Origin of the sequence: Clostridium sp. OM02-18AC (assembly GCF_003481825.1) — a bacterium.
Taxonomy (GTDB): Bacteria; Bacillota; Clostridia; order Lachnospirales; family Lachnospiraceae; genus Brotaphodocola.
Genome location: NZ_QULW01000002.1, coordinates 230,530 through 242,546 on the forward strand (window position 1 = coordinate 230,530; position 12,017 = coordinate 242,546).

The 12,017-nt window shown below is 47.1% G+C and carries 12 protein-coding genes; 11 read left to right on the top strand and 1 reads right to left on the bottom strand.

Annotated features, from left to right (window positions below):
- The first annotated feature begins 6 nt into the window (after nt 1–6).
- From DXB18_RS02840 to DXB18_RS02885, 10 genes are all read left to right on the top strand, one after another.
- Nucleotides 7–441, top strand: a complete 435-nt coding sequence (locus DXB18_RS02840; protein ID WP_002304375.1) for a PrgI family protein — start codon at nt 7–9, stop codon at nt 439–441.
- Entirely contained in the window at nt 401–2,788 is a 2,388-nt protein-coding gene (locus DXB18_RS02845; RefSeq protein WP_002588967.1) for a VirB4-like conjugal transfer ATPase, CD1110 family, read from the top strand. Before DXB18_RS02840 ends, DXB18_RS02845 begins: the two co-directional genes overlap by 41 nt.
- A 3-nt stretch (nt 2,789–2,791) precedes the next feature.
- Complete coding sequence (locus DXB18_RS02850) at nt 2,792–4,528, top strand: C40 family peptidase (RefSeq protein WP_002304377.1); 1,737 nt, start codon at nt 2,792–2,794, stop codon at nt 4,526–4,528.
- 14 nt (nt 4,529–4,542) lie between these two features.
- Nucleotides 4,543–4,800: a DUF4315 family protein gene (locus tag DXB18_RS02855; RefSeq protein WP_002304378.1), complete on the top strand. Its 258-nt coding sequence runs from the start codon at nt 4,543–4,545 to the stop codon at nt 4,798–4,800.
- Entirely contained in the window at nt 4,790–5,473 is a 684-nt protein-coding gene (locus tag DXB18_RS02860; RefSeq protein WP_002578950.1) for a DUF4366 domain-containing protein, read from the top strand. The genes DXB18_RS02855 and DXB18_RS02860 overlap by 11 nt, the downstream gene beginning before the upstream one ends.
- A gap of 151 nt (nt 5,474–5,624) precedes the next feature.
- Nucleotides 5,625–6,857 (top strand): ATP-binding protein, encoded by a 1,233-nt coding sequence (locus DXB18_RS02865; protein ID WP_002304383.1) that lies wholly within the window; start codon nt 5,625–5,627, stop codon nt 6,855–6,857.
- Nucleotides 6,858–7,034: 177 nt separating this feature from the next.
- Nucleotides 7,035–9,110 carry a DNA topoisomerase 3 gene (locus tag DXB18_RS02870; RefSeq protein WP_002578949.1) on the top strand — a complete coding sequence of 692 codons (2,076 nt, stop codon included), beginning with the start codon at nt 7,035–7,037 and terminating at the stop codon, nt 9,108–9,110.
- Nucleotides 9,107–9,952, top strand: a complete 846-nt coding sequence (locus DXB18_RS02875; protein WP_002304387.1) for an LPD16 domain-containing protein — start codon at nt 9,107–9,109, stop codon at nt 9,950–9,952. The genes DXB18_RS02870 and DXB18_RS02875 overlap by 4 nt, the downstream gene beginning before the upstream one ends.
- 13 nt (nt 9,953–9,965) lie before the next feature.
- Nucleotides 9,966–10,562, top strand: a complete 597-nt coding sequence (locus DXB18_RS02880; protein WP_002304389.1) for a YodL domain-containing protein — start codon at nt 9,966–9,968, stop codon at nt 10,560–10,562.
- Nucleotides 10,559–10,765 (top strand): transposon-transfer assisting family protein, encoded by a 207-nt coding sequence (locus DXB18_RS02885; RefSeq protein ID WP_002578948.1) that lies wholly within the window; start codon nt 10,559–10,561, stop codon nt 10,763–10,765. Before DXB18_RS02880 ends, DXB18_RS02885 begins: the two co-directional genes overlap by 4 nt.
- Nucleotides 10,766–10,813: 48 nt before the next feature.
- Here the strand turns inward: DXB18_RS02885 and DXB18_RS02890 are convergent, their stop codons facing one another.
- Nucleotides 10,814–11,407, bottom strand: a complete 594-nt coding sequence (locus DXB18_RS02890; RefSeq protein ID WP_021386789.1) for a hypothetical protein — start codon at nt 11,405–11,407, stop codon at nt 10,814–10,816.
- A gap of 163 nt (nt 11,408–11,570) precedes the next feature.
- On the opposite strand from DXB18_RS02890, the gene DXB18_RS02895 reads away from it, so the two are divergent.
- Entirely contained in the window at nt 11,571–11,909 is a 339-nt protein-coding gene (locus tag DXB18_RS02895; RefSeq protein ID WP_118199520.1) for a TnpV protein, read from the top strand.
- Nucleotides 11,910–12,017 lie beyond the last annotated feature (108 nt).

Here is a 12,017-nt window from a genome sequence, read left to right on the forward strand (position 1 = left end):
AATTGTTTGGCAGCGTATATTCCCGTACCTCGTGACCTGACGAGGGTAAAAACAAAAGTGTTCTTCAATCTGACGAAACGGCAGTTACTTTGCTTTGGTGCGGCGGCGCTCATCGGAGTGCCGATTTTCTTTCTGGTCAAAGCAACCGGAAATGTGAGCCTTGCAGCACTGTCCATGATGATCGTCATGTTACCGTTGTTCTTTCTGGCAATGTATGAAAAGGATAGTCAGCCGTTGGAAGTGGTTGTAGAACACTTCATTCAGACCAAATTCGTTCGTCCCAAGGTTCGCCCTTATCAGACGGACAACTATTATGACGCTTTGATGCGTCAGTACAAACTGGAAAAGGAGGTTGAACGAATTGTTTTTCAAAAAGAAGCCACAGGCAAGAAACATCAAAATGCCTGCAAATCTGAATCGGAAGCAGCAGCGAGAAATTAAAGCTGTTGTGGAACGGGCAAAGAAGGACAACGGTATTCCGCAGACTGCACAGCAGTCCATTCCCTTTCAGAGAATGTTCCCGGATGGCATCTGCCGTGTCACTGACAGTTATTACACCAAGACCATTCAGTTTCAGGACATCAACTATCAGCTGGCACAGCAGGAAGATAAGACTGCCATCTTCGATGAGTGGTGCAGTTTCCTGAATTTCTTTGACAGCTCCATTCACTTTGAGCTTTCCTTTATGAACCTGAGTACCGATGCTGAAAGCTTTGAAAAGAGTATCCGTATCCCGTTCAAGAAGGACAGCTTCAATCCCGTCCGTGCCGAGTATAGCCAGATGCTGAAAAAGCAGTTGGCGCAGGGCAACAACGGCTTGACCAAAACCAAGTACCTGACATTCGGCATTGAAGCCGAATCCATGCGGCAGGCAAAGCCGAGACTCAACCATATCGAAAACGATCTGCTCAATAACTTTCGGCGTTTGGGTGTCATTGCCACTACCATGAACGGCAAAGAGCGGCTGCATCTGATGCACTCTATGTTCCACATGGGTGATAATGATAAGTTCTTCTTCGATTGGAAGTATCTTGTGGAATCCGGGCTGTCCGTAAAGGACTTCATTGCTCCGACGGCGTTTGCCTTTAAGACCAACCGCACCTTCCAGATGGGCAGTATCTTCGGTTCGATGTCTTATCTGGCAATTACGGCATCAGACCTGTCTGATCGTATGCTGGCGGATTTTCTGGATATGGAATCCACGCAGATCGTGACCATGCACATCCAGTCGGTTGACCAGACTGCGGCGATTAAGACCATCAAGAGAATCATCACCGAGCTTGACCGTTCCAAAATCGAGGAACAGAAAAAGGCTGTGCGTTCTGGCTATGACATGGACATTATCCCATCTGACCTTGCTACCTATGGTAAAGATGCGAAGTCACTTCTGAAAGAATTGCAGAGCCAGAATGAGCGAATGTTCATGGTGACATTTCTGGTGCTGAACACCGGGCGCACCGAGCAGGAACTGGAGAACAATGTGTTCCAGGCACAGAGCATCGCCCAGAAGCATAACTGCAATCTGCGTCGTTTGGATTTTCAGCAGGAATCCGGACTGATGAGCAGCCTGCCTTTGGCACAAAACCTGATTGAGATTCGTCGTGGCCTGACTACCAGTTCCACGGCTATTTTTGTGCCTTTCACCACGCAGGAGCTGTTCCAGAATGGTGGAGAAACGCTCTATTACGGGCTGAATGCTCTGTCGAACAACCTTATCATGGTGGACAGAAAGAAGCTCAAGAACCCCAACGGACTGATTCTGGGTACTCCCGGTTCCGGTAAATCCTTTTCCGCAAAGCGTGAAATCACCAATGCGTTCCTGGTTACGGATGACGATATTATCATCTGCGACCCCGAAGCGGAATATGCGGCTCTGGTTCACAAGTTCAATGGTCAGGTGGTAAAAATCAGCTCCTCCAGTACCAACTATATCAACCCTATGGACATCAACCTGAACTACTCTGAGGATGACAACCCGGTAGCACTGAAAGCTGATTTTATCCTGTCCCTCTGTGAGTTGATTATGGGCAGTAAGGATGGCTTGCAGCCTATCGAAAAGACGGTTATCGACCGTTGTGTGCATCAGATTTACCAGAGATATTTCGACAATCCTGCCCCTGAGAATATGCCGATCCTTGAGGATTTGTATGATGCCCTTCTGAAACAGGACGAAAAGGAAGCCCACCATGTAGCGACCGCCTTGGAAATCTATGTTAAGGGTTCTCTGAAACTGTTTAACAACAGAACCAATGTGGATATTCAGAATCGTCTGGTGTGCTTCGACATTAAGGAGCTGGGCAATCAGCTGAAAAAAATCGGTATGCTGATCGTTCAGGATCAGGTCTGGGGGCGTGTAACTGCCAACCGTTCTGCCGGTAAATCGACCAGATATTATATTGACGAGTTCCATCTGCTTCTGAAGGAAGAACAGACGGCAACCTATTCCGTAGAAATCTGGAAGCGATTCCGTAAATGGGGCGGCTTGCCGACCGGTATTACTCAGAATGTCAAAGACCTGCTTCGTTCCCCGGAGATTGCCAACATCCTCGAAAACTCTGATTTCATCTATATGCTGAATCAGGCAAGCGATGACCGAAGTATTCTGGCACAGCGGTTGAACATTTCGCCGCATCAGCTGTCCTATGTAACCAACTCCGGTGAGGGCGAAGGACTTCTGTTCTATGGCAATGTGATTCTGCCGTTCATTGACCGATTCCCGACAGATCTGGAACTGTATCGCATTATGACCACGAAGTTAAACGAGGTGGCACAGGAAAAGGAGGCGTAATGTATGGCGAAAAGACCTACACGACTCCGTTTTACCGAAGATGACCTTGCAGATTCTCATGTGAAGAAAGCTGCCGACCGTGCAGATAAGGCGGTTGATAGGGCTGAAAAAGCGGCAGACAAATTGGCTTCTAAAAAGGCAAAGCCGAAGCTAAAGCTGGAAACAGATGCAGCCGGTTCCCGTAAAGCAAAGCTCCGTTTTGAAAAAGCGGAGTTTACGGAAATCGAGCGCCCATCTGTGGCAAAGCACATGGCAAGCCGTGGTGCCGCAGTCACGCTCACATCCAAAGCACATCGGGCGGTGTCAGAATATGAGGATGATAATATCGGCGTTCAGGCTGTGCAGGAAACGACCAAGGCTGTTGAATCCACTGTCTATACCGTCGATCATGCCGTTTACAGTCACAAGCTGAAAGCCTACGACAAGGCGGAAAAGCTGGTTGAGAAGTCAGATAAAGCAAATGTAAATGCCCTGTATGAGAAGTTCAAAAAGGACAACCCCGATGCCGGTTCCAATCCCTTTTCCCGTTGGCAACAGAAAAGGGCAATCAAGAAAGAATATGCTGCCGCCAAAGCCGGTAAGAATACCGCTTCGACAACGGCTTCTGCATCTAAGGGTGCAGGCAAGGCAACGGGCAAAGCAGCTCAGGGAGCCAAGAACATCACAGAAAGAGTAACGGAGTTCTGCACCACACACTCTAAAACGATTCTGTTTGTTTTGATTGCCGGACTGCTTTTTATGATACTCTCAGGGATGTTCTCGTCTTGTTCGGCTATGTTCCAAGGCGGCACACAGATCATTCTGGGAACTTCTTTTACTGCAAAAGAGGAAGATATTATTGGTGCGGACAATGATTACAAGGCTTTGGAAGCTGCGCTCCGCAATAAAATCAATAATATCGAGCGTACTCATAGCGGATATGACGAGTACCGGTATGACCTTGATGAAATCAACCACAATCCTTATGAGCTGGCGGCGTATTTGACGGTGAAGTTTGAGGATTACACCAGAGATGAGGTGCAGGCTACCCTGCAATGGCTATTTGAGCAACAATATGAGCTGACCCTGACGGAAGTAGTAGAGATTCGTACACGAACAACATCTTCTACTGATCCCGAAACGGGAGAGACAACAACAGAGGAAGAAGATTACGAATATTATATTCTGAATGTGAAGCTCAGAAATAAGGGCTTGAACAGTGTGATTTCAAATTCCGGCTTGTCGGAAGATGATATGGAGCGATATAGAATTTTGCTTCAGACAAGGGGCAACAGACCGGATATTTTCGGAAATGACATTTACGCCACCCCTGGCGGCGAGTACACCGATTATGATATTCCGGGCGAAGCGCTGACAGACACAAGATTTGCCAATATGATTCGGGAAGCTGAAAAATATCTGGGATACCCGTATGTGTGGGGCGGCAGCAGCCCGTCTACCTCCTTTGACTGCTCCGGATTTGTTTCCTATGTAATCAATCACTGCGGAAACGGTTGGAGTGTTGGTCGTTTGACCGCAAACGGTTTGATGGGCGTATGCGACATTATCCCGAAAAGCTCTGCCAAACCGGGAGATTTGATTTTCTTCCAAGGCACTTATGATACCTCCGGTGCATCACACGTTGGTATCTATGTTGGCAATGGTATGATGATCCACTGCGGAAACCCCATTTCCTACGCTTCTATCGAATCGAATTACTGGCAACAGCATTTTTACTGCTTCGGCAGAATCAGAAACTAAAGGAGGGATGGCGATTGAGTGCCAAGTTAGACAGAATAGGTGCAGACCTTGAAAAAGCCCGTAAGAAACGGGCAGAATGGGATGCTAAGGTGAAAGACCTGGAACGCAGATACCGTGAGGAGGAAAATTCCGAAATCCATGAGATGGTTCATGCTGCGAACCTGAATCCCGAACAGCTTTCCGAGCTGCTCCGTATGTTTGCTGCGGATATGGCTCCGAAGCCTGATACGATCAATACTATGAATGAGGAGGAAACGCAGAATGAGATTTAAGAAAATTGGAGCCGCATTGCTGGCGTGTGCAATGTGTTTTGGCGTGTTTTCTACAACGGCATTTGCCTATGTAGATGAAAGCGTAGCGACTGAAGAACCTGCGGTCGAAGAAAAAGTTCCCGAAACAGAGCCGGAGGAGCCGATGCTACCGCTTACTCCCGACGGCAATCTGACTTTGGTTGATGACGCTGGCTCGCCTACGAAAAGCGGAAAGCAGTTCATTACCGCTGTAACCAAAAACGGAAACTACTTCTATATCATCATTGACCGTGATGATAAGGGCGAGGAAACCGTGCATTTTCTGAATCAGGTGGATGAAGCCGACCTGCTCAAGCTGATGGACGAGGAAGAAGTTGCAGAGTTCACCAAGCCGGTTGAGGAAACAAAGCCGGAAGTAGTTGAAACAGTTCCTGAAATTACAGAACCGACACCGGAGGAAAAGCCGAAATCCACAAATATGCTCCCGGCGATTCTTACTCTGATTGTGCTTGCCTGTGGTGGTGGATTCTTCGTATTTAAGAAAGTCCAGGAAAAGAAGAAGGCACAGGAAGCGGCAAAGCCTGACCCAGATGCTGATTATGTGGACGATGACGAGGACTATGGGTACGATCCGGAGTTTGAGGACGACGATGAAGATAGCTCCGTCGATGAAGATGATAATGAACCTGTGTAAACAGGATAGGCTTGATGCCTGGGGCAGCCTTCGGGTTGCCTTTACATAGTTTCCGCTTTCAAAAAATAAAAAAATTTGCGTTTTTGAAAGTGACATCTTGCATATACTATTAGCAGACAGTATAATAAGTACAGCGAAGCGGTTTCGAGAAATGAAAAAACTTCAATTTTTGAAAGCGGGTGACTATATGAAAACAATCACGAGAGCAAAATATCTCGATAGAATCATTGAACTGAATGGTACTCCTGACATCAAGATCATCACGGGCATTCGTCGATCTGGTAAGTCCAAATTGATGCAGGCGTATATTGCGTATCTGAAAAGCAATTTTGAAAACATCAATATTATCTTCATCGACTTCATGGATTTGGCGTATGAAGAAATCAAGGAATACCATGCCTTACACGCCTATGTGGAAGAACATTATCAGGAAGGAAAAACGAACTACCTGTTTGTAGACGAGGTTCAGATGTGTCCCAAGTTTGAGTTGGCAATCAATAGCCTGTACTCTAAGGGAAAATACGACATCTATGTAACAGGCTCTAATGCTTTCCTGTTGAGTGCAGATCTGGCAACTCTGTTTACCGGACGCTATATTGAAATTCATGTGTTTCCTTTCAGCTTCCAGGAATATTGCCAGTATTATGATGATATTAGTGACAAAGATAAGCTCTTTGATGAGTACGCTATCAAGGGCGGTTTAGCAGGTTCCTATGCTTATAGAACCGAAAAAGACAGAACAAACTATATCAAAGAGGTCTACGAAACGATTGTTACAAGGGATTTGGTACAGAAATATACTCTCCCGGACACTTTGGTTTTACAACGTCTGAGCGAGTTCCTTATGGATAATATCAGCAACCTGACTTCTCCGAATAAGGTCAGTCAGCTACTGACAGCAAATGAGACTCCAACCAATCATGTAACCGTCGGCAAGTACATTAAGTATTTGTGCAATGCTTTTGTATTTTATGATATTAAGAGATATGACATCCGAGGTAAGAAATACCTTGAAAGCTCTGAAAAGTTCTATTTGTGTGACAGCGGTATTCGATATGCAATACTGGGAAGCAGAAATATAGACTATGGCAGAGTATATGAAAACGTTGTTTGTATCGAGCTTCTTCGCCGTGGATATGATGTCTATGTCGGCAAGCTCTATCAAAAGGAAATCGACTTTGTTGCTCAGAGAGGTAGCGAAAAGATTTATATTCAGGTCAGCGACAACATTTCCGGGCAGGAAACATTTGAGAGAGAATGCTCTCCTCTGCTTCAGATTCGAGACGCTTATCCGAAAATGATTATTGCCAGAACCAAACATCCCCAATATAGCTATGAAGGAATCGAAATTCACGATATAGCCGATTGGTTGCTACAAGAATAAGCAAGGTGAAATATCTCCGTCATTCTCTTTTGAAATGATGGAGATATTTTTATTATGACGGAGATTGTAGAACAGAAAATTGTATCAGGTTGCAAAAATCCTTTCCGAACTTTTTACATAGCAGTCATGCACTACGGTGTGTGGCTGCTTATTTTTTTGTGAAAGGAGCAGATGCAAATGAAATTAGTTTTGGCTGAAAAGCCTTCGGTTGCACAGAGTATTGCCAAAGTGTTAGGTGCTGCCAAGCGTGAGGATGGCTACTTAGAGGGAAACGGATATGTGGTCAGCTGGTGTGTAGGGCATTTGGTGGAGCTGGCACAGCCGGAAGTCTATGATGCGAAGTACAGCAAATGGGCTTATGCAGACCTTCCTATCTTCCCGATGGACTGGCAGTATGAGGTTTCTGCCGGTACGAAAAAACAGTTTGGGATTCTGAAAAAGCTCATGGCCAGAGAAGATGTTGCGAGTCTTGTGTGTGCAACAGATGCCGGTCGTGAGGGCGAGCTGATCTTTCGGTTGGTGTACCACAAAGCCGGGTGCAGAAAGCCGTTTGAGCGGCTTTGGATTTCCTCGATGGAAGATGTAGCAATCAAGGAGGGCTTTGAAAATCTCAGGTCTGGAACGGAATATGATGCTTTGTATGAAGCAGCACTGTGTCGAGAACGAGCCGACTGGATTGTTGGTATTAACGCTACTCGACTTTTTTCGACCCTTTACGGGCAGACCCTGAATGTTGGTCGTGTTATGACCCCTACCCTTGCTATGGCTGTTATGCGAGAAGCTGCCATTTCCGCATTCAAGCCTGAACTGTTCTACACAGTTCAGATTGGATTGGATGGTTTTACGGCTGCAAGCGAACGCTTCAAAACCAAGGCAGCAGCCGAAGCTGTCAAACAAAGCTGTTCGGTGGCAATCGTTCAGAAAGCTGAATGTAAGGAGAAAACAGAAAAGCCGCCTGCGCTCTATGACCTGACCAGTTTACAGAGAGAAGCCAACCGTGTGCTTGGCTACACGGCACAGCAGACCTTGGACTACACGCAGAACCTCTATGAAAAGAAACTGGTCACTTATCCCCGTACCGACAGCAGGTTTCTGACGGAAGATATGGCACATAGCCTGACCGACCTCGTAAAGCTGGCTTTCCACACATTCCCCGTGGAGGATGTGGATAACATACCAGTTCATGCAGAGCAGGTTGTGAATAACAAAAAGGTCACAGATCACCATGCCATCATTCCGACCAGAGAATTGCAGAAATGCAATCTGAGCGAACTTCCCAAGGGTGAACTTGCAATTTTGCAACTGATCTCGAATCGGTTGTGCGTAGCTGTTGGCGATCCGCACCGATACGCAGAGACAGTTATTGAGCTGGACTGTGGCGGTACCGTGTTTTCCACCAAAGGCAAAACTGTTGTGCAGGATGGATGGAAAGCTCTGGTTCAGAAAAATGATTCGACAAAATCCGACGAAAACGTGCAGACACTCCCTTCTGTTTCCGTTGGTGACGAAATGACCGTCAGCGGCACGGAAATCAAGGAAGGGAAAACATCTCCCCCTAAACACTTTACCGAGGATACTCTGCTTTCTGCTATGGAAACTGCCGGTGCGGACGAAATGCCTGATGAGGTGGAGCGCAAAGGTTTGGGAACGCCTGCGACCCGTGCCGGTATCATTGAGAAGCTGGTTCGCATCGGTTTTCTGGAGCGTAAGGGTGATAAGAAAACCAAACACCTGATTCCGACCCACAAGGGTACGGCTCTGGTAACAGTCATGCCGGAACAGATTCAGTCCCCATCCATGACGGCGGATTGGGAAGAAAAATTGTTGCTCATTGAGAAAGGCGAATATGCCAGCGAGGACTTTATGGACGAGATCAAAGATGTGATTGCCGGTCTGATTCAGAACTATGAAGTAATCCGTGATTCCGAGGTTATGATGTCGAAAGAAGCCAATTCTATCGGCAAATGCCCGCTCTGCGGCAGTGCTGTAGAGGACAAAGCCAAGGCATTTTTCTGTTCCAACAGAGCTTGCAAATTTGCCCTCTGGAAAAACAATCGCTACTTTGCGAGCATCGGCAAGAGCATGACTTCTGCCACGGCGCAGAAATTGCTTGGTTCCGGCAAGGTAAAGCTCAAGAATTGCAAGTCCGAAAGAACGGGCAACACCTTTGATGCCACCGTCTTTATGGAGGTATCAGATGATGGCAAAACGAAGTTCAGTATGGAATTTGAAAATGGAGGAAAGCGCAAATGACAAATGAGTACAACCCGGATGGTAAGGAAATCCGATTTATCGACAGCCATTATAAGGATTTGTTTCATATCCCCGATGGCAGCTGTGTGCAGATTCACTACCCGGATGAAATGGTTGTGAAGCCCTGCACCTTCATTGACGAGTATCATACGCAGATCGGATACAATGTGTTTCATATCTGCCAGTTTGCAGAAATTATGGAGCGCAACGGCGCAAGCTATATGCCGGAGCCTGAGATTATGGGCGATGAAGCCGCATGGAAGGTCGGAAAGGATAGAATCCTTGCGGTGCAGACCTGCGAAGATGGTTACGACTACACCCTGTTGGATGAAAACTACAACGAGATTGATGGCGGTCAGGTTGATAACCCTGAACTGTCCATGCTCGAAGTCCGCCGGGATATTCTGGAATCCTTCGGGCTGGAGCGCCGGGAACTGCGGGCAATGTTCTATGAGGATGTCATGGAGCAGGCTTTTGAAGTCGGCAGACAGGCGGTGGTGGTCAATGACCCTATCGCTGAGCTTGCTTTTAAGCTCGACCGTTTTGCAGAGAACTTCGACCCCTATGAATATATGGATCAGGTCGATGATGTGCAGGCGCATATCCAAGAAATCAAGGCAGATCTTGCCGCTGGTAATACGGCTCCGTATCGTGAGTTCCTGAATACAGCCATTGAAGAAGCCCGTGAGGAAACTGCGGTTGAGGTTGCCAAAGTGCTGAAAAGTCAGCTGGATAAGCTCGACTCTCCGAAGCGTGAGTCGGTCATGGAAAAACTGGCACAGGCCGCAGAAAAAGCTGCGCCTGCCAGTCCCTCTCCCAAACGCAAAGAGCCTGAACGATAAGGAGGACACGGATATGAAAAACGAAAAATGGGATGATGTTCACGGAAATACCACCCCGGATGACAGAATGGTTGCTTTTCTGGAAAGCCCCACGGATTCCTATGCGATTCTTCAGCTGCGGGAAGATGTAGACGATAATATCCCGCTCATGTTTGCAAATTACAGCTACCTTCAGAAGAAAGAAATGGAGCCTGAGATTGACCGTTACGAGGTGGTCTATCATGGCTCCATTTCTATGTCCGAGGATGTGAATCGGCAGCTGGAAGATTTGTATGTAAAGTTCAATATTGACCACCCGGATGATTTCCGTGGTCACAGTATGTCGGTCAGCGACATCGTAGCCTTAAAGGTAGTCGGTGAGGTATCCTTTCACTATGTAGATTCTGTTGGGTTTCAGAAGCTGGAAAACTTTATGAAGTCCGAAAACTACCTGAAAAACGCAGAGATGGCAATGGAAGATGATTATGGGATGATTGACGGTATCATCAATAACGGAAAAGCGTCCGGATTAGAGGAACGTCCTTCGGTGTTGGAGCAGTTAAAGGAAAAGCCCGTGCCGGATGTTTCCCATAAGCCGCCCAAGAGCCACCCGGAAAGGGAGATTGAATGATGGATTTCACACAGGATGAGCGGAACATGATGATGCTTTACAGCCCTGGCACAAGGTCAGGGCTGTGTGAAGCACTGACACTGATGAAGGAACAGCTTTCGGAGGACGAGTCAGAGCTTTTTGCTTTGGCAGACTCGGTTCTCCGTAAAGTTTCAGCCATGGACGATGCCGCCTTTGAGAAGCTGAACCTTTATCCGGATTGATAGGATTGGAGGGATACAATGAACGCAAAAGAGCGATTTTATTCCGGATTAGCAAAAGAAACGATTGGGAAAATCACCTCGAACACAGATAACTGGACTTCGTTTTTGAGAACGATGTCCCGCAACTATGAGTTCACCTATCCGGAACAGGTGATGATTTATGCTCAGCGCCCCAATGCGACCTTTTGCAAGCCCTATGAGGACTGGAACGCTGAAAATTACCGCAGATATGTAAAGCGTGGCTCTACCGGCATTGCTCTGTTTGTGATGAACAGGGATAAACCGTATCTGCGCTATGTGTTTGATGTGGCGGATACCGGCGTTCGCCGTTCTTCCCCGGAACTGAAACCGTGGGAGGTGACGCCTGAAAACCGCTCCTATGTCATGGAAGCGATGGAGCGTACCTTCGGTGTTGCCGCTGACGGGGTACTGGAAGCACAGCTTGAAGATATTGCATCCGCACTGGCGGCTGAGTATTGGGACGATTACAAAAAGCAGTTCCTCGACATCGTTGCCAACAGCTTCCTTGAGGAGTATGATGAACTCAACATCGAAGTAGCTTTCAAAAATGCGGTGGCAAACAGCGTATCCTATACGATGTATTGCCGGTTCGTGGAAAGTCCCGACAACTACTTCGAGCATGAGGATTTCCAGAAGGTGTTTGATTTTAACACCAGACAGACGGTAAATGCCCTTGGTACTGCGGTGAATGCCATCAGCACAAGGATGTTTCAGGAAATCGAAAAAGCGATTGGAGAACATGAGCAGATTAAAGCTACCGAAAGGAGTACAGATTATGAGCGAGATGACTTACAGACAGGCCGGAGATTATCAGATTCCGAACCTTCAGTTGGAGAACGAGGGAGAGAAACCTCTGGGCAAGTACGGCAGGATGCGTCGAGCATTTTTGGAACAGAACAATCCGATGCTCCTGAACGACATGATTCTGACGGAGAGCCTGTTCCCGCACCTGTGGGAGATCGAGGAAACAGCGAAAGCCAGAGTGGAGTTTCTGATGGAGCAGTACCTGAAGGACAGCCCCGCACCGGACAAGGAAACGCAGCAGATGGCGTGGGTGCAGCACATGAACAGCCTGAAAGCACAGGCGGAGGAAGTCGTGATGACGGAGCTTATCAACAGCTGAGTCTGAACCTTTTCCTCTCCGAAAATGAACAAATCAGTTTTATCGACCGAGGGCGTGTGAAAAAATGAGAAATCATTTTTCACACGCTCTTTTAAACTAAAAAATCAT